This window comes from Bombella apis (assembly GCF_018221685.1).
In the GTDB taxonomy this organism is placed as follows: domain Bacteria; phylum Pseudomonadota; class Alphaproteobacteria; order Acetobacterales; family Acetobacteraceae; genus Bombella; species Bombella apis.
In genome coordinates, this window is the sequence record NZ_JAGJTM010000004.1 from 399,642 (window position 1) to 423,861 (window position 24,220).

The following is a 24,220-nucleotide window of genomic DNA, read 5'->3' on the forward strand; positions in this document are numbered from 1 at the left end:
TCGTTTTTCCGACGTGACAGGCGCAAACAGAACGCGCAGCAATATCTGAGCTCTAGCGGTCCGCCCTGCCATATACAAGCCCTGTCATGGTCATCGATGTTGTTTTCTGATTGTCCCGGTCCCCTGTCACCCCGGGGGGTACCGGTGCCTGCCGGGGCAGGGCCTGCCCCCGTCCGCAACTGGGGGTTGACCCTGCCGGATATGGGCGGAAATGCCCCCGGTATCAGCTTCTGTATGAGCCGTTTATGTCGATGTAACCGTGTGTCAGATCACAGGTCCAGACGCTCGCACGGCCGGATCCAAGCCCCAGATCTGCCGTGATCGTGATCTCCTGCTGGCGCATGTAGGCATTCAGCGCCTCGACATCATGGTCCTTCACACTGCCCTGGCTGGCCACCCAGTGGTCCCCGATGGCAATGGAAAGGCGGTCCCTGTCGGCAGGCTCACCACTCTTGCCAACGGCCATGACAATACGCCCCCAGTTGGCATCCTCTCCGGCAATGGCGGTTTTCACCAGCGGAGAATTGGCAATGGCCATGGCGATCCTGCGGGCGGACCCGTCATCCTGAGCTTCCTGCACATCGACACGGATCAGCTTGGTGGCACCCTCGCCATCACGGACGACCAGCAGAGCCAGCTCATGGAGCAGGTCCTTCAGGGCCGTGCGGAATTCCGCCAGGGCGGCATCCTCATGACTGCCGATCTCTTCATGCTCGGCCTGCCCGGTGGCAAAAAGCATCAGCATGTCGGATGTAGAGGTATCAGAGTCCACCGTGATGGAGTTGAAGCTCGGCCCCACGCCTTCTTCCAGCAGGGCCTGAAGGACCGGCTGGGGCAGGGAGGCATCTGTGGCGACGTAGGCCAGCATGGTGGCCATGTCCGGCGCAACCATGCCCGACCCCTTGGCTATGCCCTGGAGGCAGACCGTTGTGCTGCCGATCTTCACTTCACGACGGGCCGCCTTGGGGAAGGTGTCCGTGGTCATGATGGCCCGGGCTGCTTCCTCCCATCCATCATCATGCAGGGCTTCAATGGCTGCGGGCAGGGCAGAGAGGATCTTCTTGTAGGGAAGCGTCTCGCCAATCACCCCGGTAGAGGCCAGGAAGACATCCTCGACAGGGCAGCCCAGCTGATGGGCGACCTCTCCGGCACAGGCTACCACGGCCTCTTCCCCGGCACGACCGGTGAAGACATTTGCATTGCCGGAGTTCACCAGCAGCGCCCGGGCATGGGGCGTGCTGGCGAGCGCACGGCGACACCAGGGGATGGGAGCCCCCGGGCAGAGATTGCGGGTATAGACACCTGCGGCCGTCGTGCCAGGGGCGAACTCGACCAGCATGAGGTCGGTCCGCCCGCTGTAGCGGATGTTGGCCTCCACACCACTGAGCCGCACCCCGGCAATCGAGGTCAGCTTGGGCAGTGAGAGTGCCAGTGGGGAGCGGGGGTATGGTTTGGCCATGGCTCAGTGTGTTGCCTGTGCCGGGGCAGCGGCAGGCGCCGGTGCACTGGTGATGGGTTGGCCCTTGGCATCATAATGCACGATTCGGGCCTGCTTCTCGGCAGCTTCCACCACCTTGCGGACTTCCTGGCGGATCAGGTCGCGGCGGATCTGGTCACGCACCTGCTCAAAGCTCGGCACGGGGGCCGTGCGGGTCCCCAGAACCTGGATCACGTGCCAGCCATACTGGGTATGGACCGGCTTCTGGGTGATGGTGCCGGACTTCATGGCAAAAGCGGCGTTGGAGAAATCCGGGATCATGTCCCCACGCTTGAACCAGCCAAGATCGCCACCATTCGTGCCGCCGGATGCCTTGTCCGTGGAGAGACGGCCAGCCAGCTTGGCAAAGTCGGCCCCCTTGTTCAGCTGCCGGATGATCCCTTCAGCCTTGGCCTCGCTATCCACGAGGATGTGGCGGGCATGGACTTCCTCTTCAGGCTTCTTGGAGGCGAAATGCTCCTGATAGTAGGCCTTCAGGGCATCGTCCGTCAGCTTCGGTGCAACCTGCTCTTCCAGATAGGCATTCTGGAGCACATTGTTTGCTGCTGCTTCCATGGCAGCCTTGACAGCCGGCTTGCTGGCCAGCCCGGCCTTGTCCGCCTGGAGCTGGATGGCCTTCTGGTCGATGAGCTGGTTGATCAGGAGCGGAATGATGACGGCCGGCTGGAGCTGGCGCGCTTCCGGCGGCAGGGTGGCAGCAGCGCGCTGGACATCGCCCAGGGTGATCTTCTGGTCATTCACGGTGGCGAGCAGCATGTTCGGGTCTGCTGCGGGCTTGGCCTGCGGCTGTGCGGCGGGGGCCGGCTGGGCGTCGGCGGCCACGGCCTGCGCTGTCAGCGAGGCAGAAGAGGAGACACCCCCGATAAGGGCCGTGCACAGGAGAAGAGAGCGGGAAAGCCGCATGTAAGACCTCATCATTTCGATCTGTTAAAACTCAGCCCTTTCACCATGACAAAGCCTGCCTGCCCTAGCAAGGGCTTTGGTGCCGGAAAGGCGAAGTATTGCCTATATTTTATGTTGGTACGGACGTCAGGTTGGGCTGCTGGTGCCTGACAGGGGAAAAAGCGGAGAATTGCGCTGCGTCCGGAAGCCGGACGGGGGCTTTCCCATTGACCATGATGACGAGGGCCCTTATGTCGGACATGATATGAAAAGCGTTGTGACCATCCGCAGCGGGCGTTTCCTTGTTTCCCATAGGGGAGAGGGGCGCACATGGTTGCTGGTGGCAAAATTTTCAGGGTAACTCATGCTTTCACGCCTTGCTCGCGCCCTCTTCGGCCACTCCAACGACCGCTCACTCAAGAAGTATCAGCGGCGCGTGCCGGAGATCAATGCTCTGGAGCCGCAGATGCAGGCTCTCACGGATGATGAACTGAAGGGTAAAACTGCGGAATTCCGCCAGCGTCTGGCTGAGGGTGCCTCCCTTGATGATCTCCTGGACGAGGCCTTTGCTGTCTGTCGTGAGGCCTCCCGCCGTGTGCTGGGGATGCGTCATTTTGATGTGCAGCTCATCGGGGGCATGGTCCTGCATGATGGGCGGATTGCCGAGATGCGGACGGGTGAGGGCAAGACCCTTGTCGGGACCCTGGCTGTCTATCTGAATGCCTTGTCTGGCAAGGGCGTGCATGTTGTTACCGTCAATGATTATCTGGCGAAGCGTGACGCTGAGGAAATGTCCCGCCTCTACGGCTTCCTTGGCCTGACCACCGGCGTGATCATCCCGAACCTGACGGACGACCAGCGCCGTGCGGCCTATGGAGCGGACATCACATACGGTACGAACAACGAGTTCGGCTTCGACTATCTGCGGGACAACATGAAGTATTCGCTGGATGAAATGGTCCAGCGTGCCTTCAGCTTTGCCATTGTCGATGAGGTGGACAGCATCCTCATTGATGAGGCCCGTACGCCGCTCATCATTTCCGGTCCGGCGGATGACAGCTCCGACCTTTATCGTCATGTGGATGCCGTGATTGCCCGGCTGGTGAAAGAGCCGGATGTTTATGACAAGGATGAGAAGCTGCGTACTGTCACGCTGACGGAAAAAGGCTCCGACCGTGTCGAGGAGCTGCTTCAGGAGGCGGGCCTGCTGCGTGAAGGCGGTCTGTATGACCTCCACAACGTCTCGGTTGTCCATCATGTCCAGCAGTCCCTGCGGGCCCGGACGCTTTTTACGAGGGATGTCGATTATATCGTCCGTGACGACAAGGTGATGCTGATTGACGAGTTCACGGGCCGCATGATGGATGGCCGCCGGTACTCTGATGGCCTGCATCAGGCGCTGGAAGCCAAGGAAGGTGTGGAAATCCAGCAGGAAAATCAGACGCTGGCCTCCATTACTTTCCAGAATTATTTCCGTCTTTATCCCAAGCTGGCTGGCATGACCGGTACGGCCATGACGGAAGCTGACGAATTCGCCGAGATCTACAATCTTCAGGTCGTGGAGATTCCGACCAATCTGCCCGTGCGCCGCAAGGATGCGGATGACGAGGTCTATCTCACGGCGGAAGAGAAATATGAGGCCGTGGCTGAACTCGTCCGCAAGGTGCATGAGACAGGCCAGCCCATTCTTGTCGGTACGGCCTCCATCGAGCAGAGCGAGGTTCTGTCACACCTGCTGCGGCAGAAGCGTATTCCGCATAATGTGCTGAATGCCCGGCATCATGAGCGTGAGGCCAGCATTGTCGCACAGGCCGGTGCGCCGGGTGCCATCACCATCGCCACGAACATGGCAGGGCGTGGTACGGACATCAAGCTCGGTGGCAATGTCGAGATGCTGGTGGCTGAAAAGACTGCCGGTATTGAGGATGAAGCTGAGCGGGCTGCCATTGCGGAACAGGTCCGGGCGCAGGTGGCCGTTGACCACAAGCGGGTGCACGAGCTTGGTGGGCTGTATGTCATCGGGACGGAGCGGCATGAGAGCCGCCGGGTGGACAACCAGCTGCGTGGGCGGTCTGGCCGTCAGGGAGACCCGGGCAATTCCCGCTTTTTCCTTTCCCTTCAGGATGACCTCATCCGCATTTTCGGCTCCGACCGCATGGGGGCGATGATGCAGAAGATGGGTCTCAAGCGGGGTGAGGCCATCGTGCATCCGTGGCTGAACCGTGCGCTGGAAAAGGCGCAGAAGAAGGTCGAGGCCCGCAACTTCGACATGCGCAAGAACACGCTGAAATACGATGATGTCATGAATGCACAGCGCAAGGAGGTCTATGCCCAGCGCCGTGAATATATGGCATCCGCCGATGTGTCTGGCGTGATTGCCGAGATGCGGGGTAAGGTGATTGAAGAGCTCGTCCATGCCCATATTCCGGAGAATTCCTTTGTGGAGGCCTGGGATGTGGATGGCCTTGCTGGTGAGCTGCATCGCATTCTGAATCTGGACATGCCGATTGCCGACTGGGCAAAAGAAGATGGCATGGATGAGGAGCATCTGATCGACCGCATCGAAGAAACAGCCACGAAGGCCCATGCAGCCCGTTCAGCGACTGTTGGCCCGGAAATGATGCGGTTGATCGAGAAGCATATTCTTCTGACGTCATTCGATGCGGCATGGAAAGAACATCTGCACGGGCTGGACCAGATGCGTCAGGGGATCGGCCTGCGGGCTTATGCCCAGCGTGACCCGCTGAACGAGTACAAGCAGGAAGCCTTCCAGATGTTCACATACATGCTGGAGGACCTGCGGCTGCGTGTCGTGCAGTCTGTCGGGCATGTCCAGCCCGTCAGCGAGGCACCGTCCATGCCGCCGGGGCCGACTGCTTTCATGGAGGAGGATGGTCCCGCTGATGAGGAGGCGCTGGATACGGCCACGCTGGCCCGCTGGCTCAATGAGGTCCCCCGCAATGCTCCCTGTCCCTGCGGGTCCGGGCAGAAATTCAAGCACTGCCACGGCAGGATGATCTGAGAAGGCGGGCTGCTTCCTGCTGGGGGCAGCCCCTTCTGATGCACGGTGTGCTGGTGCATGGTAATGGGTGTTTCAACATTGTTTTGGGAGAAGTAAGGTCCATGGCAGGACATTCACAGTTCAAGAACATCATGCACCGCAAAGGTGCGCAGGATGCCAAGCGCGCCAAGCAGTTTGCCAAGGTCATCCGTGAGATCACGGTGGCCACACGGTCCGGCATGCCAGACCCGGCCATGAACCCCCGCCTGCGTGCTGCCATCACGGCAGCCCGTGAGGTCAACATGCCCAAGGATACGGTCGAGCGTGCCATCAAGAAGGCCAGCGGTGCCGGTGGTGGTGAGGATTATGTGGCCGTCCGTTATGAGGGCTACGGTCCGGCTGGTGTGGCCATCATCATCGAGGGGCTGACCGATAACCGCAACCGTACGGCCTCCGAAGTCCGGGCGGCTTTCTCCAAGCATGGTGGTTCCATGGGAGAAACCAATTCCGTGTCCTTTGGCTTTGACCATATCGGCGTGATCACCTATCCGCAGGATGCTGCTTCTGAGGATGACATGCTGGAAGCCGCCATTGAAGCCGGGGCTGATAACGTGGAGACCACGGAAGACGGCCACGAAATCACCACGGCCATGGAGGCCCTGATGAGCGTGCGTGATGCGCTGGAAGGCCGTTTTGGCGAACCCCGTTCCGCCAAGCTGGACTGGCGTCCGCAGACGACCGTCACGCTGGATGAGGATCAGGCCCGCTCCGTTCTCAAGCTGATTGACGTGCTTGAGGAGAATGACGATGTGCAGGCCGTCTATGCCAATTTCGACCTCCCTGATGAGGTGGCCGAGGCTCTGGCAGCTTGATCCGTCTCATGGGGATCGATCCCGGCCTGCGTTTTATGGGCTGGGGTATCGTGGATGTGGAGGGGAACCGCCTGCGCCATGTGGCTGACGGTGTGCTGGCGACCCAGAGTGGTGATGACGTTCCCCGCCGTCTGTGCGACCTGCATGAGGGGCTGATGAGGCTCATCCAGCAGTATGGTCCTGCAGAAGCTGCCGTTGAGGAAACCTATGTGAACCGCAACGGCTCCTCCACGCTCAAGCTGGGCTATGCCCGTGGCGTGGCCCTGCTTGCGCCCGCCCTTGCCGGGCTGAGCGTGCATGAATATGGGGCCATGGCTGTGAAGCGGGCTGTGGTTGGTACGGGGGCGGCCACGAAGGAGCAGGTCAGCATGATGGTCCGCCGTCTGTTGCCGGGGGCGGAGGTCCGGCGGGCTGATGCGTCTGATGCACTGGCTATCGCCATCTGCCATGCCCATCATCGGGCCAGTGCCCGGCATGTAGCCGCAGGAGTACGCATGGCATGATCGGACAGCTGACAGGCCTTGTCTCTCATATCGATGGTGATCACTGCCTCATTGATGTGAATGGGGTGGGGTATGTTGTCTCAGCCTCCAGCCATACGCTGGGGCTGCTGCCCCGCCCGCCGGAAGTCGCCCGTGTACTGGTGGAAACGGTTGTGCGGGAAGATGCCATCCAGCTTTTTGGTTTTGCGGAGGCGGATGAGCAGGCATGGTTCCGTCTTCTCACGACCGTTCAGGGTGTAGGGGCCCGTGTGGCTCTGGCCATTCTGTCAGTCAGCCGCCCCAGTCTGCTCTGGCAGGCTGTCCATGCTGAGGACAGGACAGCCTTTACGCAGGCTGCCGGGGTTGGCCCCAAGCTGGCAGTCCGCCTCCTGACGGAGCTCAGGAGCAAAGTGGCCAAAATGCCGGCTCCTGCCAGCATGAGTGGGACGTCCATGAGTGCTGGGGGGGGCGGAGCAGCCATCAGTACCAGCCTGCATGGCAGTGCCGGGCTGGAGCAGGATGCCCTCATGGCGCTGGAAGGGCTGGGCTTCCGTCGGGCTGAAAGCTGGCCCATCATCAGCCGTCTCATTGGAGACCACGTTGGGGAAGGGCTGGATGTCATCATCCGTCTTGCTCTCAAGGAACTGGCCCGGTAGGCAGAGGGTAGAGGGAAAGAACGGGGCCGATGAACCAGTTTGTGCCAGATATGCCGCCCGGCCGTGCGCCGGAGACGGATGCCACACGCCAGCCGGAGGATGTGGCCGATGCCACCCTGCGGCCGCAGACCCTGGCTGACTTTACGGGCCAGAAAGCCAGTCGGGAAAATCTCTCCATTTTCATCGAGGCAGCCCGCAAACGGGGTGATGCGCTGGACCACGTCCTGCTGCATGGCCCGCCGGGGCTGGGAAAGACGACTCTTGCGCAGATCGTCTCCCGTGAGCTTGGCGTGGGCTTTCGTGCCACGTCCGGGCCGGTGATCCAGCGGGCTGGAGACCTTGCGGCCATCCTGACAAATCTTCAGCCTCGTGATGTGCTGTTCATTGATGAGATTCATCGTCTCCAGCCAGCGATTGAGGAAATCCTCTATCCGGCGATGGAGGACTTCCAGCTGGACCTCGTCATCGGGGAAGGCCCCGCGGCCCGTTCCGTGCGGATTGATCTGGCGCCTTTCACGCTCGTGGCAGCCACGACACGGTCCGGCCTGCTGGCCACACCATTGCGGGACCGGTTCGGCATTCCGTTGCGTCTGGTGTTCTATGCGCCTGATGAATTGCGGCAGATCGTCAGCCGGGGGGCGGGGAAGCTGGGCATGGCCCTGACAGATGAAGGAGCCGAGGAAATTGCCCGCCGTTCCCGAGGGACGCCGCGCATTGCCGGAAGGCTGCTGCGCCGCGTGCGGGACTTTGCGCTTGTGGCGAAGAAAGAGATTGTTGACCGTGCGCTGGCAGATGCAGCCCTCTCCCGGCTGGAGGTGGACAGTCATGGTCTTGATGCGATGGACAGGCGCTATCTGCGCCGCATTGCCGAGCATCACAGGGGTGGCCCAGTAGGGGTGGAAACTCTGGCGGCAGCTTTGGCAGAAGCCCGTGATACGCTGGAGGACGTCGTGGAACCCTATCTGATACAGGAAGGGCTCGTCCTGCGGACCTCACGGGGGCGGATGCTGGGTGAACCGGGCTGGCGTTATCTCGGTCTCACACCGCCATCAGACAATCTGGCACCACGGTTCCTGTAGGGGCCGTCATCGGGGGAGAACAGCATGGCGGCACATCACTGTCAGTTCCGTATCTATTATGAGGATACAGATGCAGGGGGCATCGTTTATCATGCCCGGTATCTGGGTTTTGCCGAACGGGCCCGGGCTGAGGCCTTGCGCAGCCTTGGGCTTGGCGTCGGAGAGATGGCAGAACAGGATGGAATCGGTTTTGTCGTCAGGCAGCTGGGTATCCGGTATCATGCGCCCCTGCGGCTGGATGAACTGATGGATGTGGAGACGGTGCTGCTTCAGATGTCGGGAGCCCGGCTGAATCTGCGGCAGGTCATCACCAATCTTTCCCGTGCGGGGCAGAAGTCAGTGGTGATTGAGGTGGAACTGGCCTGCCTGAAGCTGGCTGGCATGAGCCCCTTGCGTCTTCTGGCATCCTACAGGGAAAAACTCTCAGGACTGACGGTGCCGGAAGAACGTTCCGCCTGACAAAAGATTTAAAGATAAAGATGTTTGCTCTTTCTGCGTCCTGTGCCATTGAAAAAGGAGCATCCTGCCGCAACATGGGGCAGTAGTCCTTTATCCAACAGAACCATAGAAAACAGGAGAAAGCGGAGTGGATCAGGCTGTGAATTCGAGTGCTCTGGGTGCTGCCGGGGCAGCGGGGCTTTCGCCCTTTCATCTGTTCCTGAATGCTTCGCTGGCTGTGCAGCTGGTCATGATCGGGCTGGTGCTGTGCAGCATTTTTGTGTGGGCGGTGATTGTGGAGAAGGTGCTTCTCCTCCGTCGGGTCAATCGCGAGGCCACGGGGTTTGAGGACAGATTCTGGTCCGGCGGGTCTCTGGATGATCTTTATGACAGCGAGGGTGCCCGGCCTGTCCATCCGATGGCTGCCGTTTTCGGGGCGGCGATGGGGGAGTGGCGTCGGTCCTCCCGTATTGCGGGCATTGACGTGATTCATGGGGGTACGTCCGAGCGCATCGACCGGGCCATCAGCATTACGGTCGCTCGTGAGACCGAACGTCTGAGCCGCTACCTCGTCATGCTGGCCACCATCGGCCCGGTAGCTCCGTTTGTCGGGCTGTTCGGGACGGTCTGGGGTATCATGCACGCATTCAGCTCCATCGCTTCCATGCACAATACGAACCTCTCCGTCGTGGCACCGGGCATTTCCGAGGCCCTGTTTGCGACGGCCATCGGTCTGCTCACGGCCATCCCGGCCTATGTGGCCTACAACCTCATCAGCCGTAGCGTGGACAATTTTGCTGAGCGGATGGAAGGCTTCGGGACCGAGTTTGCAGCCATCCTCTCCCGCCAGTCCGAAGAGCGCGGCAGCGGGAGGGGCTGAGCATCATGGAGGCTTCATCACGCAGTGGACGCAGGGGCAGGCGGCGGAGCCAGCCTGAAGCTGGCATCAATGTCACCCCGCTGGTGGATGTCATGCTCGTGCTGCTCATCATCTTCATGGTGACGGCACCGATGCTGACCAGCGGTGTGAATGTCGATCTGCCGCAGACAAGCGCCAAGCCGGTCAACTCGGACGACAAGCCCATTACGGTATCCATCAAGAGCGACGGCAGCCTGTATCTGGGGGATGACCCTGTCAGTGGGGATGACCTCGTGACACGGCTGAAGCAGATGGCAAGCGATGATCCTGGCCGTCGCATCTTTGTGCGGGCCGATGCCCATATCGACTATGGCAAGGTGATGAGCACGATGGGGCAGATCACATCTGGCGGCTTCACGCATGTTGCCCTGCTGGCACAGCAGCCGCAGGGCGGCCAGTAAGGAGAGACTGTGTGAGCCTCTCTGCGTCATCACCGTTTGACGAAACACCACCGCCCTATCAGCGGCGGGAAAGGAAGCAGTCCAGCCTGGTGACGGGCGGGGTGCTGGCTTCCCTGCTGCTGCATGGGGGAGTGCTGGGCTTTCTGCTCTGGCATCCACAGCCACCGCTGCCGGAACCTCAGCCGGACGAGCAGACGGTCACCATGGTGTATGAGACGACCGGCGGGGCCCGGCCAGCGGCCCGGTCTTCTCACAAGGCCGAGGTTCCGGCGCCGCAGGCACCTACGGAGACAAAGGCCCCACCGGCGCCACAGCCGCCCAAGCCGAAGCCGGTTGAGCCACCTCCGCCCGCTCCGCCACCACCCCGGCCTGTACAGGCTGCGCCGGAACCTTCCCATGTGGCGGTGAAAACGCCGGTCCAGCAGCGTGCTCCCGTGCAGGAAAAGGGTGAGGTGAGTGAACAGGCAAAGCCGAAGCCGGAGCCCGTGCATAAGCAGGCACAGGTCAAGGCGCCGGATCACAAGGTGGAAAAGCCCCCTGCCAAGCCGCAGCTCTCCCATACCCAGCAGGAGCATGAGGCAAAAAAAACGCAGGAGGACAGCCGCTCCCTGCTGGCCACGCTGGATGAGTACCGGAGCCAGGAGAAGCAGGAGCGCCCGCCCAAGGCGATGCCCAATCAGGCGCAGGGTGGGTCACCCCGTGGTGGTGGCCGTCCTGATGGCGATACCGGGGCGCTGACAAGTGGTGAGCAGAATGCCATCGGGTCGTCCGTGCAGCGCTGCTACCAGGAGGATACGCTGGCCCGGAATTACCAGAATTTCTCTGCCCGCATGATGGTGACGGTGGATGCCTCCGGCGAGGCCCGCATGGTCACATTTCTGCCGGAGACCCGTGCCCGTATGGCAGCGGATCCGACCTATCGGGTCCAGGCCGAGCGGGCGAGGGATGCCGTGTTGAGTCCAACCTGTTCCCGCCTGCCCGTGCCGAAGCGCCTGCTGGGGCAGGTGCGGCAGTTCCGTTTTCTGTTCAAGCCCTGAGGCTGGATTTATCTGAGGTTGTTTCATGTCGTTTTTTTCTGATACCGAAGCCGGCATCCTCCAGCGGCATCTGTCCCGCCGCTCCCTTCTGGGCGGTGCTGCCGCCAGTGGTGTGCTTGTCACGCCGCTGGCTCTTCTGGGCGGGACGGCCCGGGCAGCAGGTGACAGCGCTCCGGCAGAGATCACGGTCGCTGGCGCCCATCAGGCCCCCATTCCCATCGTGATTCCTGATTTCGGGCCGGGGCTGGGGAACCAGATTTCTGGCGTCATTTCGGCCGACCTGTCCAGCACAGGGCTTTTCCAGGTCATGGGGGGAACGGTACCGGCTTCCGTTCAGCCGGATTTCTCGGCACTGAAGGGCCGTGGGGCCCGTGTGGCTGTGGCCGGCAGTGCCGCCGGGTCTGACAGTGTGCGGGTCGAGATGCGCCTTTGGGACGTTGTGGCGGGCCAGCAGATGGAAGGTCGGGCCTATACGGCCTCCCAGAGCAACTGGCGCCGCATTGCACACATCATTGCGGATGCCATCTACAAGCGCCTGCTGGGCGAGGATGGTTATTTCGATACCCGCATCGCCTATATTTCCCGTACAGGTCCCCGGCGGCATCAGTCCACCCGTCTGGCCATCATGGATCAGGATGGGGCCAATGCCCACATGCTGACCAATGGCAGCTGGCTGACGCTGGAACCCCGCTTCAGCCCGATCAGCGAGCAGCTGGCATTTCTGTCCTATGCCAACAATCGGCCCCGTGTGTATGTCTATGACCTCAATACGGGACAGCAGACCATTCTGGGCACGTTCGAGGGGATCTCTTTCGCTCCCCGCTTTTCTCCTGATGGGCGGAGCATCATCCTGTCCGCCACGACAAGGGATGGCGGGGCGGATCTGTACCTGATTGATCTGGCGACCCAGCATCGGCGTCGTCTGACATCGGCCCCGGGTGTGATTGATACCAGCCCGTGCTTCAGCCCGGATGGCCAGAACATCGTCTTCAACTCTGACCGTGGCGGTTCGCCACAACTTTACGTGATGAGCGTCAATGGTGGGGATGCCCGGCGCATTTCCTACGGCCATGGTCACTATGGCTCGCCCGTGTGGTCACCAAGAGGGGACCAGATCGCTTTTGTCCGCATTGGTTCAGGGGGGTTCACCCTTGGCGTGATGGGGCCGGATGGCGTTGGTGAGCGGTCTCTGACACAGGGCTTCACGGTGGAAAGCCCAAGCTTTGCTCCCAATGGCCGTGCGCTGGCATTCTGTCGCCAGAATGCGGCAGGGGCTGGGGGAGCGGGCTTCAGCTCTTCCATCGCCGTGATTGACGTGGCAGGCTTCAATGAGCATATCATTCCTACTACGACCGGGGCTTCTGACCCGGCCTGGTCGCCGCTGCGGCGCTGAGCGCAGGGAATGTTTTTCTGGCCATGGGAGACCTTGTGCTTCCATGGCATCGGTGGCCTTCGGGCTGCCAGCCGCCTTTCCCCATCTGCGTCTTGCAGGTGGGTGAAAAACTCCCCATCTACTGGGGTGCATCTTTTTGCAGGAGATTGTCATGAAGTTGAAGATGTTCGCCGTGCTGGGCATGGCCTGCGCTCTGACCGCCTGTAGTGGTAACCACAAGGACCACGACAACAATGGCGATGGGCAGAACATGCAGCAGATGAGCCAGGGTCCCGTTCCGGGCAGCCAGGCTGATCTGGTCGCCACTGCCGGGGACCGCGTCTATTTCGAGCTGAACAAGAACCAGCTCAACAGCGAAGGCCGTGCCACGCTGGACAAGCAGGCTGCCTGGCTTGCCCGTTACCCGCAGGTCAACATCCTGGTGGCTGGCAACTGTGACGACCGTGGCACCGAGGAGTATAACATTGCTCTGGGTCAGCGTCGTGCCAATGCCGCCCGTGAGTATCTGGAGGCCAAGGGTGTGGCGCCGTCCCGTATCATGACGATCTCTTATGGTAAGGACCGGCCGACGGCTGATGGTGATACGCCGGAAGCATGGGCACAGAACCGTAACGCCATTACGTCTGTCCGTTAAAGCAGGCCCGGTTCCGGGAAACCTGTAGGAAGGGGCAGATGATGCCCTTTCCGGGAAAGGTCGGGCCGGTTGAGGAAACCGGCCCGATTTTTTTATGTGTGATGATTGCCTGTCCGTTGGGAGATGAGATCATGGGTCATTCTGCTCGGCCTGTTCTGGGGCCTGTTTCAGCCATTCTGAAAAGTGCGCTGGGGGCCGTGCTGCTCTCCTGCACGGCAAGCGCAGCATTTGCTCCGGCATGGGCGGAGGATGGTCTCTCCCGCGAGGCCATCATGCGGCAGCATCAGGCACTGGCCCGTCAGCATGATGGTGGTGGCCTGGGTGATGGTGTGGGCAGTGTTGATGAGCAGGGTGAGGATCTTTCCGCTCCCCTTCCGACATCCAGCGGTGATGACAGCAACCGGTCTTCGGGTGTTTCATCAGGGCGTAGCGGAGGCGATCTTGTGGCCAATCTGCTGGAGCGTGTGAATTCTCTGGAGAGCCAGGTGCGGGAGATGCATGGCCAGATGGAGCAGATGAGCAATCAGCTTCATCAGGATGAGGCTGCGGTGGCGAAGCAGATGGGGGACATGCAGTTTGCCCTCGAGAATGGTCATCATGCTGCGCCCCGTCCGGCTCCCGAGGCCGGGGAAGCGGCGGCATCAGCCCCGGCGGCGGTCGTAGCGGCACCGCCGGCAACGCCACAGGCAACCTCCGTGGCCGATACCCTCAAGGCAGGTCGTGCGGCCCTGAAGGCCCATCAGTATGAGGCTGCGGAGACACAGGCCCGGCAGGCCCTCAAGCAGAGCAAGACGGGCTGGAGCCGCACGGAGGCCCAGTATCTGCTGGCGCAGTCGCTGGCCGGGCAGAAATCCTACAAGAATGCCGCCCTGACCTACTACGATGTGTACAGCCATTCGCCTGATTCCCCACGGGCACCAGAGGCCCTGCTGGGTGTTTCGGCGTCCATGCTGGCACTGGGCAACAGGACGGCATCCTGCGAGGCCCTGCAACGGCTGCACAAGGAATTCCCCAATGCTTCGGCCCGGGTGAAGTCGTCCGAGAAAATTTTCAGCGAGCGGGCAGGCTGTCATTAAGGAGCATGGTGGGGACGACGGAGCTGGATAAAGATGGGGTGAGGCCCGTCACGCCCGGTGAGTTTTCTGACATCATGTCCCGGATCGGTCCTGTGGGGCCGGATGAGGTGACGCATCCACTCTGCATCGCCGTGTCTGGTGGAGGCGATTCCATGGCATTGGCCCTGCTGGCCCGGGGGTGGAGGCGCCATGTTCTGGCGCTGGTCGTGGATCATGCCCTGCGGCCTGAATCGGCCGGGGAAGCTGCTCTGACCTGCCAGCGTCTTGCGGAACTGGATATTCCGGCACGGCAGCTCACGTTGGCCCCTCTCAGGCCCGGCGGGATACAGAACCGGGCCAGAGAAGCCCGTTTCGGTGTTCTGGAAAGTGCCTGTATCGACGCTGGAGGTTCCGTTCTGCTGGTGGCGCATCATGAGGCAGACCAGGAGGAAACACTCTGGATGCGTCAGGAGCGGGGCAGTGGACCCCGGGGACTGTGTGGCATGGCGGCCCGGACTGTGCGGGGGCGGATCACTCTGCTGAGGCCGTTATTGGGGATTCGGCCGGAACGGCTGAAAATGACGCTGCGCACCGCTGGGGTGTCCTGGTGTGAGGACCCATCAAATCAGAACCGCCGTTTCCGCCGTGTGGAAGTCCGGCAGGATCTGACAGATGCCGGGCGGCGGGCGATGCATGTTCTCAGGCAGGATGCCTGTGCCAGACAGAAGAGGGTTGAGGATCGGCTGGCGGCTCTCATGGCCTGTGGGGTGGCCTGGCAGCCGGAAGGATGGCTGAAACTTGCACCGGAAATTCTTCAGCTGGGGGGCGGTGAGGATCATGACATGGAGCCGTTGCTGGAGGATGAATTGCTGGGGCGGCTGATCCGCCTTGTGGGGGGGCAGGATTATGTGCCTTCCCGTCAGGCTGTTGTGGCCCTGCGGCGGGCTGGAAAAGGCTCTCTGGGGCGGGTCTGCCTGCATCCTCTCCGGGGGCGGGAAACAGGCTGGATGCTGTACCGCGAGGCCAGGAATCTGACGGAAAAGCGTCCGGCCCGGCATGGGCAGTGCTGGGACGGGCGCTGGCGGTATCTGGGGCCTGATCATACGGATGCGGTCGTGGCGGCTCTGGGGCCGTGGCAGCGGGCGGGCCGGGCCGTTCCGGCCTGTGTTCTGCCCGCTCTGCCTGCCCTGTGGGTTGGGGGTGAACCTGTTGCAGTTCCAGAGGGCATGAGAGGGCTGCGGCCCGACCTGCCCCGTGTGACTTTTGTCTGGGATGGGGGAACGCCCCTGACAGGGGAACGGGACTGGACGGGATGAAACAGGCCGTGCGAATGAGGCGGAATCAGGGTTTTTCATCCATTTTGGCCTGATGGGGGTGGGAACGCTGCCAGAAATACCTATCTTGAAGGCACTGAGTGTGACGCCGGCCCGGCCTGTGCGTCCCGATTTGTGAGGTTTTTGAAGAGATGAAAAACATTGGCCGTAATGTTGCGATCTGGGTGGTCATCGTCCTGGCGGTCATCGGCATGTTGGCGGCATTCCAGCCTGGGGGCAGCCGACAGGCCGTTCAGAAGATCGCCTATTCCGACTTCGTGCATGATGTGGAGCGTCATGAGGTCCGGTCCGTTACCATCCGGGAGCAGAACATTTCCGGCGTGCTGACCAATGGTACGTCGTTCGAGACCTATGCTCCGTCCGACCCCTCGATGGTGTCCCGGCTGACGGCGGCTGGAGTTGAGGTGACTGCCCACCCGCCCCAGAGTGATGACAATCCCGTTCTTCGTTACATTGCGGCTTATCTGCCGATCATCCTGATGCTGGGCCTGGGCTTCATGGTCTTTCGCCAGATGCAGAATGGCGGGGCCGGGCGGGGGGCGATGAGCTTCGGCAAGTCCCGTGCCAAGATGATGGTGGAGAAGAAGGGGCGTGTCACCTTTGCCGACGTGGCCGGGGTGGATGAAGCCAAGGAAGACCTTGTCGAGATTGTCGACTTCCTCAAGGACCCGCATAAATTCACCCGTCTGGGGGGACGCCTGCCCAAGGGTGTTCTGCTGGTTGGTCCTCCCGGTACAGGGAAGACCCTGCTGGCCCGTGCCGTGGCTGGCGAGGCCAATGTGCCGTTCTTCAGCGTTTCCGGATCCGATTTTGTCGAGATGTTCGTCGGTGTTGGTGCATCCCGTGTCCGTGACATGTTCGAACAGGGGAAGAAGAATGCGCCCTGCATCATCTTCATCGATGAGATCGATGCCGTAGGCCGCCAGCGTGGTGCTGGTCTGGGAGGTGGCAATGATGAACGTGAGCAGACACTGAACCAGATGCTTGTGGAGATGGATGGTTTCGACAGCAACGAGGGGGTCATCCTCATTGCAGCGACCAACCGTCCCGATGTGCTGGATCAGGCTCTGCTGCGTCCGGGCCGGTTCGACCGGCAGGTCGTCGTGCCCAACCCGGACATGCTGGGGCGTGAAAAGATTCTCCAAGTTCATCTGAAGAAGCTGCCCCTGTCTGCGGATGTCAACCCAAGGGTGATTGCACGGGGCACGCCGGGTTTTTCGGGTGCGGAACTGGCCAATCTTGTCAATGAGGCCGCCCTGTTTGCGGCACGGCAGAACAGGAAGGTCGTCTCCATGGCCCAGTTTGAGGAGGCCCGGGACAAGATATGGATGGGTGCCGAGCGCCGGTCTGCCGTCATTGAGGAGGAAGAAAAGCGCATGACAGCCTATCACGAGGCTGGCCATGCCATTGCTTCCGTGCTGACCCCGGGGACAACCCCCATCCACAAGGCTACGATCGTGCCTCGTGGGCGGACCCTTGGCATGGTGATGAGCCTGCCGGACAAGGACCCTGATGTCATATCCCGTCGGGAGGCCTATGCCCGCATCGTCGTGGCCGTGGCCGGGCGTGTGGCGGAGGAGATCATTTATGGTCATGATGCCGTGACCAGCGGTGCGGCCTCCGACATCAGCCAGGCGACCAGCACAGCCCGGTCCATGGTGGCACAGATCGGCATGAGCGAGCTTATCGGCATGGTGGACTGCACGGACAGGAGTCAGATTTCCGGCCAGACAGGTCGTGAGATCGACCAGGAAGTCCGCAAGCTGATCGATCAGGCATATGGCCAGTGCAAGCATACTCTTCTGACCCATATTGATGCCCTTCATGCCCTTGCTGCGGCGCTGGTGGAATATGAGACGCTGACGGGCGAGGAAGTGAAAAAGGTCATCCGGGGGGAACCGCTGGGCAAGGAAGAAGAGGAGGAATATTCCTTCAATGGGCGTCGTCCGTCGGTGCCATCTTCCGGTGCCATGTCGGGCGCTGCCAGTGGGGGAGAAGTGGCCTCCCAGCCGGCCTGATCGGGCTGAGGCTATTCTGGTCTGACTGACAGGGATGACGGGCGCATGGCAGCATTGGCCATGCGCCCGTTCTGTTTATGAAAGGCTTGCGTATCGGGGGAATGGCTGGCATTGCAGGGAGCATCTGGTGCAGGAAGGTAAGCCCTGTCAGCTGTTGGCAGAAGCCGCATATGGTATGGAAGACGGAGGGGAAGTCATGGCAGACGGGCGGAAGTTTTTCGGGACTGACGGGATCCGTGGCGAGGCCAATACGGCACCCATGACGGTGGAGATAGCCCAGAAGCTGGGGCAGGCGGCGGGTCTGTATTTCTGCCGGCAGACAGGGCGCCAGCATCGCCACACGGTTGTGCTGGGCAAAGATACGCGTCTTTCCGGTTACATGATCGAGTGTGCCCTGGTGTCCGGTTTTCTCTCGGCAGGTGTGGATGTCGTCCTGCTGGGGCCGCTGCCTACGCCTGCTGTTGCTTTTCTGACCCGCTCCCTGCGGGCTGATCTGGGTGTCATGATTTCGGCATCCCACAATCCTTTCACGGATAACGGGATCAAGCTGTTCGGCCCGGACGGGTTCAAGCTTTCCGATGCTGTTGAGGCAGAGATTGAAGCCCTGATGGGGGACGATCTGAGCGGACAGCTGGCATCGCCTGCGGCCATAGGGCGGGCCTCCCGCCTGAATGATGCGGCAGGCCGGTATATTGAGAGTGTCAAATCGTCCTTTCCGCGGGGATTGCGGCTGGATGGCCTGAAAATCGTGCTCGATTGTGCGCATGGTTCTGCCTACCGTGTGGCACCTGCAGCCCTTTGGGAGCTGGGGGCAGAGGTCATAACCATAGGGGCCTCACCGGATGGGTTGAACATCAATGATGGTGTCGGCTCTACCCATCCGCAGGCACTCTGTGAAGCTGTGCGGGCTCATGGGGCAGATTGCGGTATTGCGCTGGATGGGGATGCGGACCGTGTCCTGTTCACCAATGAGCGGGGCGAGCTGGTGGACGGGGACCAGATACTGGCTCTCATCGCTACACTCTGGAAGCGCATGGGGCGGCTGAATGGTTCCGAGATCGTGGCGACTGTCATGTCCAATATCGGGCTGGAGGATTATCTGGCAACGCAGGGGCTAAGCCTGTATCGCACAGCTGTCGGGGACCGTTATGTTGTGGAGCGCATGCGCCAGACGGGAGGCAATCTTGGCGGGGAGCAGTCCGGCCATATGGTGCTGTCCGATCACGCCACAACAGGGGATGGCCTGCTGGCGGCGCTTCAGGTTCTGGCAGCTCTGGTGGAATCCGGCCAGCCAGCCAGTGAGCTGTGTCATCTTTTTGAGCCTTATCCCCAGACCCTGAAAAATGTGGCCTACAAGGGTGATAATCCTATGAAGCATCCGGCCCTTGGGGAGATTGTCAGCTGGGCGGAAGAACGGCTGAAGGGGAAGGGGCGTCTTGTACTGCGGGCCAGCGGGACAGAACCGTTGATCCGCGTGATGGTGGAGGCCCGGGACAGGGCTCTGGTAGCCGAGGTCGTGGACCGGGTCAGTGCCCATATCCAGACGTTGGCCGGAGCCTGAAAAGCCTTTCCCTTTCAGTAAAGAAAAAGCCCCTGCACCATGGGGCAAGGGCCTTTTTCTTTACTTCACGGGAGATGGGAGGGCTGCTCCGTGCCTGGATTTCAGCCTGCCTGACGCAGGGGAGCCGACCCTTCGGTAAAGCCTTGCGAAGAAGCAGAGGTACCAGCCGCCACGGCCGGATCCTGAAGGATGTAACCCCGACCCCAGACAGTGGTGATCATGTGTTCGGCACCGAAGCGCTGAAGCTTGCGCCGCAGCTTGCAGATGAAGACATCAATGATCTTCATTTCGGGTTCGTCAATGCCACCATAGAGATGGTTCAGGAACATGTCCTTGGTGAGGACTGCCCCCTTGCGCAGGAGCAGCAGCTCCAGAATGGAATATTCCTTGCTGGTGAGGTGCAGGAAGTGACCATTGACGCTGACCATCCGGCTTTCAAGGTCCAGTTCCAGCGGGCCAACGCACAGGCGTGATTCAGCGATGCCGTAAGAACGGCGGGTCAGAGCCTGGATGCGCGCCTGGGTCTCGCTCATGTCGAAGGGTTTGGTAACGTAGTCATCAGCCCCAGCTGAGAAGGCGGCCACCTTGGTCGGGGAGTCTGTCCGGACGGACAGAACCATGATGGGCGTGGAGATCCGGGAGCGTCGGACCTGACGGATGAGCTCTTCTCCCGGCAGGTCGCTCAGTACCAGCTCGGTTATGAAGAGATCATATTCATAGTGCTTGAACATGTTGAGGGCTTCATCGGCGGTTTTGACGTGGTCGACCGCGTAAGAGGACTTCCCCAGTACCTTTACCAGATGGCTTACAGCGCCGCTGTCGCTATCAGCGATGAGAATACGCATAATTTCAACTCCCCTTGGAACGGTTGTATTATGGAAGAGATTTTTTATGAAATGCAACCTTTGATTGTTTTTTTAGCAATCCATACAACCAGAACTTTCGTCGTATATGTCGGAATCATAGGACTTTTTTGTGTCAAATAAGGGGTTTTTTGATGTTTTTCTTTACAGAAAAGAAGAATATGATAGGCTTCTGATAAGGTAATATGAAGTTATACTTACATTTAATTTATAATTTTTTTTCGCATACTGAAATTATTTTCAGCAATTACCATAGTAAAAAATTGTATTTAAATATAAGTGAAAAATTAAGCAACAATATAGTTTTGCTAAATGGGCCTGTCGAACAAGGGTTATAGAACGTTCCTAATTTTTTTTATGGGAACGGGGCAGGTCATCAATTCTTTTAATGATAAAATAAAACTGTTTTAATCCTATTTCGAGGGTAAAACATTTGGAAATAGGATGTAGGAGGTCCGAATCGTTTCAGGCTTCACCGCTCTTCGTATCGGTGGAGGCCAGAAGCTGGGTGATCTGTTCTGGCGTGCCGATCAGGGCGCAGGCAACGGGATGGGTCCTGTCTGCAACCAGGACAATGCGTGTCTGCGTAGAGCTGGGGAAAAGGTCTGTTTCCACGGTAAAGACGGAGGCATCCTGCCTGTCCTGTGCCTTTGCCCCACGGGCCGCCTCGCTGAGGAGGCGGGCGCAGATGCGCTCCAGTGCGGGGAGCAGGCGGTTGGCTGTCTGCTCCTCCGTTTCAATTCCGTCGGTTGTGGAGCGACGGTGATGGGTGACCAGCTCGACCCAGCCTGACCGGGTCAGGAAACTGGGAATACCCGTATCGGGTGTCTCCCGCTCGGCACGGAGGATGAGGCCGGTCCGGGCGAGGGAGAGGATGTCCAGCTTTGGCAGGCGGGCGGGGTCAAGAGCAATGGTCACGGTTACTGTTTCCTTGGAGGGGTCAGACCCATTCGCCAGAGCGCATGAGGGGTGTGCGCTGGCCATCCTTCAGGCCGTCAATGTTGATCCTGTCGGAACCGATCATCCAGTCGATATGGATGATGGAATGATTGGCTCCACGGGCGATCAGCTCTTCTTCGCTCTGCCCTTCAGGGTTGGTCATGCATTTCGTGTAAGCCTGCCCAAGAGCGATGTGGCAGGCGGCATTCTCATCGAACAGGGTGTTCTGGTACAGGATGCCACTCCGGGAGATGGGGGAGGAGTGGGGTACGAGGGCAACCTCGCCAATGCGGCGTGCGCCTTCATCACTGTCCAGAATGCGTTTCAGCACATCTTCGCCTTTGCTGGCATGAGCCTCCACGATGCGCCCCTTTTCGAAGCGGACCCGGATTCCGTCAATCAGCGATCCCTGATGGAAGAGTGGCTTGGTGCTGGAGACGGTCCCTTCCACACGGGCACAGTGTGGGGTGGTGAAGACTTCCTCTGTCGGGATGTTCGGGTTGCAGACAATGCCATTCTTGGCTTCTTCGGCACCACCGGCCCAGAGGTGGCCATCCGCCAGCCCGACCGTCAGGTCTGTGCCCGGTCCGGTGAAGTGCAGGGCGTCGAAGCGGCGGTCATTCAGCATGGCAGCACGGGCATGGAGGGTCCGGTTATGGTCCGCCCAGGCGGCTACCGGGTCGGCCACATCCACGCGGGAGGCCTGGAAGATGCCATTCCACAGGGCGGTGAGGGCTTCCTCTGCTGGCAGATGTGGAAAAACCTGCTCGGCCCAGGCCGGTGTGGCGCAGGCAATGATGTTCCAGTTGATGTCAAAATTGGTGATGCGTTCCATGGCCGGACGATAGGCCGTGGAGCTGGCCCGGCTGACACGGGAGATGTGGTCCGGGTTCTGGTCCTTCAGCAGGGTCGGGTTCCCCCCCGTGATGGCCATGCGGGCGGCTCCTTTGCCAAAGGCTTCCGCCATGCCGTTGGCCAGCCAGCCCGCTGCCGTGTCAAAGCTGTCTTCATGACCATGCTGGAAGCGGGCCAGCGTAGTCTCATCATCCTGATACAGGGTTGTGACCAGTGACGCTCCGGCCTTGTATGCATGGGCCGTGATGCGCCGGATGAGGGGTACGGCTTCCAGCCCTGCCGTGATGATGAGCTGCTGGCCAGGTGTGATGTTCAGCCCCGTACGGACGGAAACTTCGGCCAGACGGTCCAGAAGCTGGTCATGTGTGAAAGAGGATGTGGGCATGGGTCTGTCCTGTTAATCTGTAAAATGATGAGGGGGCTGATGCGTCAGCGGGGCAGCAGGTCATCCAGTGCGGCCAGCAGGGCGTCCATCTCCTCATCCGTGCCGATGGTGATGCGGAGCCAGTCGCTGATGCGGGGGCTGCCGCCCTGATGGCGGACGATGATGGCCCGCTCCCGCAGGCCGGTGAAAAGCGTGTCAGCTGGGCATGAGGGGTGATGGGCCAGAATGAAATTGGCCGTGGAGGGCAGGACCGTCATGCCACGCTCCCGCAGGGCTGCCACGGTGCGCTCCCGTGTGGCGATGATGCGGGTGGTGGTCTGTTCCAGCCACTCCGTGTCCCGGATGGAGGCTTCAGCCCCGGCCTGTGCCGGGCGGGACAGCGGATAGGAGTTGAAGCTGTCTTTTACCCGTGTCAGCCCTTCCACCAGCTCCGCCGAGCCGATGGCATAGCCCACGCGCAGCCCCGCCAGACCGGAGGATTTGGAGAAGGTACGGACGATGAGAAGGTTGGGATAACGCTGTGTCAGGGCCACGGCGCTGGTCCCGCCGAAATCGACATAGGCTTCATCGATGATGACCGTCTGGGCATTGAAGCGCTTCAGAAGTCCTTCAATGGCTGGCAGGGGCAGGCTGATGCCGGTGTTGGCATTGGGATTGGCGATTATGACACCACCAGCCGGACCGTCATAATCGTCTGGTGCGATGGTGAAATCATCCCGCAGGGGAATGGTGCGGTAATCCAGCCCGAACATCTGGCAGTAGATCGGGTAGAAGCCATAGGTCACATCGCTGAACAGGACCGGCGCATCGTCACGGAAGAGGGCCCGGAAGGCGTGGGCCAGGACCTCGTCAGAACCGTTGCCGGTGAAGACGCACTCGACCGGAACTCCTTCCTGTTCAGCAATGGCCGTGCGCAGGGCCAGGGCTGTCGGGTCTGGATAGAGGCGCAGGTCATCAGTTACGCTGGCCTTCATCGCTTCCAGCGCACGGGGGGACGGACCGTAGGGGGACTCATTGGTGTTCAGCTTGACCAGATTGGTCATGCGGGGCTGTTCACCGGGGATGTAGGGCTGGAGGTCGTGGACCTGCCGGTTCCAGAAACGGCTCATGGGGCGGTGGCCTCCGCAAAGAGGCTGCCAAGGCCCTGGCGGTGGGCAAGGTCTCTGGCGGAAAGGCCTTCCGTATCCCGGATGTCCGGGTTGGCGCCACGTTCCAGCAGCAGGCGGGCCATGCCCTGCCGTCCGAACATGATGGCAAACATGAGCGGCGTGCGCCCGGCATGGTTGGCCTGGTCGATATTGGCGCCACGCTCCAGCAGCAGGCGGGCAATGGCCTCATACCCCTTGAAGGCCACACCGGAGAGCGCCGTGGCCCCCTTGGCGTCCACGCCGTTCGGGTCGGCCCCGTTGTCCAGCAGCAGGCTGGCCGTGTCGAGCTGGTCGTTGTAGGTGGCGACGATGAGGGGTGTATAGCCCCGGCTGTCGGCACAGTCTGCCAGCATGCCGGCCTCAAGAAACTGCCTGACCAGATCATTCTCACCATTGCGGGCCGCATCGATGAAGAGAGCGGTGATCTGCTCCGGGGTGAAGGACATTTCGGGCTGCGTCATGGATGGGCTGCCTTTGCGGTAAAAGAATGGGTCGTGTCAGAGGCCTCTGAATGTCCTGCCTGCCGGTGGTCAGGTCAAGGGGGAAAAGGCCTTTCTGGCGTGCAGGATATGTGGTTGCGGCAGGCCTGATGGAAGAGGGCAGGCTGACCGGAATCTGCCGCCGGGTCTGACAGGTCCAGCCTGTCTGTAAGGGATGGGTAGGAAAATTGATCTTATTTGCCGGTAGGGCATTGCGTTCTTTCGCAGGATAAGGCCACTTGTGAAATATCCGGACTGCATCGGGCCGTGTTAAGGGGCATGAGCCTGCTG

Annotated in this window: 22 protein-coding genes; 15 read left to right on the forward strand and 7 right to left on the reverse strand. The window is 60.7% G+C overall.

Going from position 1 to position 24,220, the window contains the following annotated elements; translation table 11 throughout:
• Positions 1-223 precede the first annotated feature (223 nt).
• Together argJ and J8Z04_RS05035 are read right to left on the reverse strand one after the other, a co-directional pair.
• Entirely contained in the window at positions 224-1,459 is a 1,236-nt protein-coding gene (gene argJ / locus J8Z04_RS05030; protein WP_192847991.1) for a bifunctional glutamate N-acetyltransferase/amino-acid acetyltransferase ArgJ, read from the reverse strand.
• A 3-nt stretch (positions 1,460-1,462) separates the two neighbouring features.
• A complete protein-coding gene (locus J8Z04_RS05035) occupies positions 1,463-2,401 on the reverse strand; it encodes a peptidylprolyl isomerase (protein WP_043560875.1) in 939 nt (312 codons plus the stop codon).
• A 343-nt stretch (positions 2,402-2,744) separates the two neighbouring features.
• On the opposite strand from J8Z04_RS05035, the gene secA reads away from it, so the two are divergent.
• The 15 genes from secA (at position 2,745) to glmM (ending at position 19,260) form a co-directional block, all read left to right on the forward strand.
• On the forward strand, positions 2,745-5,402 hold the full coding sequence (gene secA, locus J8Z04_RS05040; protein ID WP_086431161.1) for a preprotein translocase subunit SecA: 2,658 nt from the start codon (positions 2,745-2,747) through the stop codon (positions 5,400-5,402).
• Between the two features lie 101 nt (positions 5,403-5,503).
• Complete coding sequence (locus tag J8Z04_RS05045) at positions 5,504-6,253, forward strand: YebC/PmpR family DNA-binding transcriptional regulator (RefSeq protein ID WP_043560868.1); 750 nt, start codon at positions 5,504-5,506, stop codon at positions 6,251-6,253.
• Positions 6,250-6,756 carry a crossover junction endodeoxyribonuclease RuvC gene (gene ruvC / locus J8Z04_RS05050; protein ID WP_192847992.1) on the forward strand — a complete coding sequence of 169 codons (507 nt, stop codon included), beginning with the start codon at positions 6,250-6,252 and terminating at the stop codon, positions 6,754-6,756. The genes J8Z04_RS05045 and ruvC overlap by 4 nt, the downstream gene beginning before the upstream one ends.
• Positions 6,753-7,391 carry a Holliday junction branch migration protein RuvA gene (gene ruvA, locus J8Z04_RS05055; protein ID WP_043560863.1) on the forward strand — a complete coding sequence of 213 codons (639 nt, stop codon included), beginning with the start codon at positions 6,753-6,755 and terminating at the stop codon, positions 7,389-7,391. Before ruvC ends, ruvA begins: the two co-directional genes overlap by 4 nt.
• Positions 7,392-7,420: 29 nt before the next feature.
• Entirely contained in the window at positions 7,421-8,470 is a 1,050-nt protein-coding gene (gene ruvB / locus J8Z04_RS05060; RefSeq protein WP_408610201.1) for a Holliday junction branch migration DNA helicase RuvB, read from the forward strand.
• Positions 8,471-8,494: 24 nt separating this feature from the next.
• Positions 8,495-8,929: a YbgC/FadM family acyl-CoA thioesterase gene (locus J8Z04_RS05065; protein WP_192847993.1), complete on the forward strand. Its 435-nt coding sequence runs from the start codon at positions 8,495-8,497 to the stop codon at positions 8,927-8,929.
• Between the two features lie 127 nt (positions 8,930-9,056).
• A complete protein-coding gene (tolQ, locus tag J8Z04_RS05070) occupies positions 9,057-9,788 on the forward strand; it encodes a protein TolQ (protein WP_043560857.1) in 732 nt (243 codons plus the stop codon).
• Between the two features lie 5 nt (positions 9,789-9,793).
• On the forward strand, positions 9,794-10,228 hold the full coding sequence (tolR, locus tag J8Z04_RS05075; protein ID WP_043560856.1) for a protein TolR: 435 nt from the start codon (positions 9,794-9,796) through the stop codon (positions 10,226-10,228).
• Positions 10,229-10,239: 11 nt separating this feature from the next.
• Entirely contained in the window at positions 10,240-11,265 is a 1,026-nt protein-coding gene (locus J8Z04_RS05080; RefSeq protein WP_052349152.1) for a hypothetical protein, read from the forward strand.
• 25 nt (positions 11,266-11,290) lie between these two features.
• A complete protein-coding gene (gene tolB, locus J8Z04_RS05085) occupies positions 11,291-12,658 on the forward strand; it encodes a Tol-Pal system beta propeller repeat protein TolB (protein WP_043560854.1) in 1,368 nt (455 codons plus the stop codon).
• A gap of 151 nt (positions 12,659-12,809) precedes the next feature.
• The gene (gene pal, locus J8Z04_RS05090; RefSeq protein ID WP_043560851.1) at positions 12,810-13,292 is read left to right on the forward strand and encodes a peptidoglycan-associated lipoprotein Pal; all 483 of its coding nucleotides are present in this window, start codon (positions 12,810-12,812) and stop codon (positions 13,290-13,292) included.
• A 38-nt stretch (positions 13,293-13,330) separates the two neighbouring features.
• Positions 13,331-14,368 carry a tetratricopeptide repeat protein gene (locus tag J8Z04_RS05095; RefSeq protein WP_212125587.1) on the forward strand — a complete coding sequence of 346 codons (1,038 nt, stop codon included), beginning with the start codon at positions 13,331-13,333 and terminating at the stop codon, positions 14,366-14,368.
• Positions 14,369-14,373: 5 nt separating this feature from the next.
• On the forward strand, positions 14,374-15,663 hold the full coding sequence (gene tilS, locus J8Z04_RS05100; protein WP_192847994.1) for a tRNA lysidine(34) synthetase TilS: 1,290 nt from the start codon (positions 14,374-14,376) through the stop codon (positions 15,661-15,663).
• A gap of 149 nt (positions 15,664-15,812) precedes the next feature.
• The gene (gene ftsH / locus J8Z04_RS05105) at positions 15,813-17,699 is read left to right on the forward strand and encodes an ATP-dependent zinc metalloprotease FtsH (protein WP_043560846.1); all 1,887 of its coding nucleotides are present in this window, start codon (positions 15,813-15,815) and stop codon (positions 17,697-17,699) included.
• Between the two features lie 196 nt (positions 17,700-17,895).
• Complete coding sequence (glmM, locus tag J8Z04_RS05110) at positions 17,896-19,260, forward strand: phosphoglucosamine mutase (RefSeq protein WP_043561575.1); 1,365 nt, start codon at positions 17,896-17,898, stop codon at positions 19,258-19,260.
• 101 nt (positions 19,261-19,361) lie between these two features.
• Here the strand turns inward: glmM and J8Z04_RS05115 are convergent, their stop codons facing one another.
• The 5 genes from J8Z04_RS05115 to J8Z04_RS05135 all read right to left on the reverse strand — a co-directional run bounded on the left by J8Z04_RS05115 (position 19,362) and on the right by J8Z04_RS05135 (position 23,911).
• Positions 19,362-20,105 (reverse strand): response regulator transcription factor, encoded by a 744-nt coding sequence (locus J8Z04_RS05115; protein WP_043560843.1) that lies wholly within the window; start codon positions 20,103-20,105, stop codon positions 19,362-19,364.
• 483 nt (positions 20,106-20,588) lie between these two features.
• Positions 20,589-21,041, reverse strand: coding sequence for a hypothetical protein (locus tag J8Z04_RS05120; protein ID WP_081563440.1), 453 nt, complete (start codon positions 21,039-21,041; stop codon positions 20,589-20,591).
• Between the two features lie 22 nt (positions 21,042-21,063).
• Positions 21,064-22,302, reverse strand: a complete 1,239-nt coding sequence (locus tag J8Z04_RS05125) for an aminopeptidase (protein WP_043561572.1) — start codon at positions 22,300-22,302, stop codon at positions 21,064-21,066.
• 44 nt (positions 22,303-22,346) lie between these two features.
• Positions 22,347-23,411 (reverse strand): histidinol-phosphate transaminase, encoded by a 1,065-nt coding sequence (hisC, locus tag J8Z04_RS05130; protein WP_086431155.1) that lies wholly within the window; start codon positions 23,409-23,411, stop codon positions 22,347-22,349.
• Positions 23,408-23,911, reverse strand: a complete 504-nt coding sequence (locus tag J8Z04_RS05135) for an ankyrin repeat domain-containing protein (RefSeq protein WP_192847995.1) — start codon at positions 23,909-23,911, stop codon at positions 23,408-23,410. The genes hisC and J8Z04_RS05135 overlap by 4 nt, the downstream gene beginning before the upstream one ends.
• Between the last annotated feature and the right edge of the window lie 309 nt (positions 23,912-24,220).

Coding starts and splice junctions, on each gene's coding strand:
- tilS (WP_192847994.1), top strand. CDS start 14,374: ATGGTGGGGACGACGGAGCTGGATAAAGATGGGGTGAGGCCCGTCACG.
- hisC (WP_086431155.1), bottom strand. CDS start 23,411: ATGAGCCGTTTCTGGAACCGGCAGGTCCACGACCTCCAGCCCTACATC.
- ruvA (WP_043560863.1), top strand. CDS start 6,753: ATGATCGGACAGCTGACAGGCCTTGTCTCTCATATCGATGGTGATCAC.
- J8Z04_RS05065 (WP_192847993.1), top strand. CDS start 8,495: ATGGCGGCACATCACTGTCAGTTCCGTATCTATTATGAGGATACAGAT.
- J8Z04_RS05115 (WP_043560843.1), bottom strand. CDS start 20,105: ATGCGTATTCTCATCGCTGATAGCGACAGCGGCGCTGTAAGCCATCTG.
- ruvB (WP_408610201.1), top strand. CDS start 7,421: ATGAACCAGTTTGTGCCAGATATGCCGCCCGGCCGTGCGCCGGAGACG.
- J8Z04_RS05135 (WP_192847995.1), bottom strand. CDS start 23,911: ATGACGCAGCCCGAAATGTCCTTCACCCCGGAGCAGATCACCGCTCTC.
- secA (WP_086431161.1), top strand. CDS start 2,745: ATGCTTTCACGCCTTGCTCGCGCCCTCTTCGGCCACTCCAACGACCGC.
- J8Z04_RS05095 (WP_212125587.1), top strand. CDS start 13,331: ATGATGCCCTTTCCGGGAAAGGTCGGGCCGGTTGAGGAAACCGGCCCG.
- tolB (WP_043560854.1), top strand. CDS start 11,291: ATGTCGTTTTTTTCTGATACCGAAGCCGGCATCCTCCAGCGGCATCTG.
- ftsH (WP_043560846.1), top strand. CDS start 15,813: ATGAAAAACATTGGCCGTAATGTTGCGATCTGGGTGGTCATCGTCCTG.
- J8Z04_RS05035 (WP_043560875.1), bottom strand. CDS start 2,401: ATGCGGCTTTCCCGCTCTCTTCTCCTGTGCACGGCCCTTATCGGGGGT.
- glmM (WP_043561575.1), top strand. CDS start 17,896: ATGGCAGACGGGCGGAAGTTTTTCGGGACTGACGGGATCCGTGGCGAG.
- J8Z04_RS05045 (WP_043560868.1), top strand. CDS start 5,504: ATGGCAGGACATTCACAGTTCAAGAACATCATGCACCGCAAAGGTGCG.
- pal (WP_043560851.1), top strand. CDS start 12,810: ATGAAGTTGAAGATGTTCGCCGTGCTGGGCATGGCCTGCGCTCTGACC.
- tolR (WP_043560856.1), top strand. CDS start 9,794: ATGGAGGCTTCATCACGCAGTGGACGCAGGGGCAGGCGGCGGAGCCAG.
- argJ (WP_192847991.1), bottom strand. CDS start 1,459: ATGGCCAAACCATACCCCCGCTCCCCACTGGCACTCTCACTGCCCAAG.
- J8Z04_RS05125 (WP_043561572.1), bottom strand. CDS start 22,302: ATGCCCACATCCTCTTTCACACATGACCAGCTTCTGGACCGTCTGGCC.